This window comes from Streptomyces niphimycinicus (assembly GCF_018883605.1).
In the GTDB taxonomy this organism is placed as follows: domain Bacteria; phylum Actinomycetota; class Actinomycetes; order Streptomycetales; family Streptomycetaceae; genus Streptomyces; species Streptomyces niphimycinicus.
This window is the reverse complement of the sequence record NZ_JAHLEM010000213.1, coordinates 1-618: the sequence shown is the minus strand read 5'-3', so window position 1 is coordinate 618 and position 618 is coordinate 1. Positions and strand designations below refer to the sequence as shown.

Annotated in this window: 1 protein-coding gene; it reads right to left on the bottom strand. The window is 67.5% G+C overall.

Annotation, left to right across the window (positions count from 1 at the left end; genetic code table 11):
• Positions 1-42: 42 nt before the first annotated feature.
• Entirely contained in the window at positions 43-483 is a 441-nt protein-coding gene (locus tag KN815_RS19825) for a recombinase family protein (protein ID WP_253209098.1), read from the bottom strand.
• Positions 484-618 lie beyond the last annotated feature (135 nt).

Here is a 618-nt window from a genome sequence, read left to right as displayed (position 1 = left end):
TCCTCCCGAAGCTACGGCGAAGTGACAAGTAGCTCTCTGTAATCAGAGTGACGCTCGGTCAGGGGTAGCGGGGCGAGGTCCGGGGACTTCGCCGACCTGGAGGGCGGTGAAGTCGGCGTGGGCCTGTTCGACGGCTTCGGGGTACGCCTCGCGCTTGGCGTGCTCGGCCAGCGCCCGATAGATGCTCGCCACCGAGGGGTTCTGGCCCTTGCGTTTGCCGGTGGGGATGATCAGGTCGGGCTGGATCTGCTCGACGGACTCGCCGCCCGCGCGGCGCCGGAGCACGGTGTGGAGCATGTCGTCGGTGATGACCGGGGGCCGGCCGCCGTGCTTGCCCTTGCGTGCTGCGGTGTCGAGCCCTTCCAGGGTCGACTCGCGGATGTTCTCCCGCTCGGTCTCCGCCATCGCTGCGAAGAATGCGAACAGCAGCTTCCCCGGGCCGGTGGGGTCGTAGATGCCGGGCAGGGGCCTGTGGACGTTCACGTATTTCCCCGGGGCTGAGTTCACGTAATTCCCCAGCCCCGGGCGCCGATGACGTCTACTTGACCGACGGCTTGGCGGGCTTGTCGGTGGGGTTCTTGGGGCGCTTGTTCGGACGGTAGCTGGGGCCGTTCATGA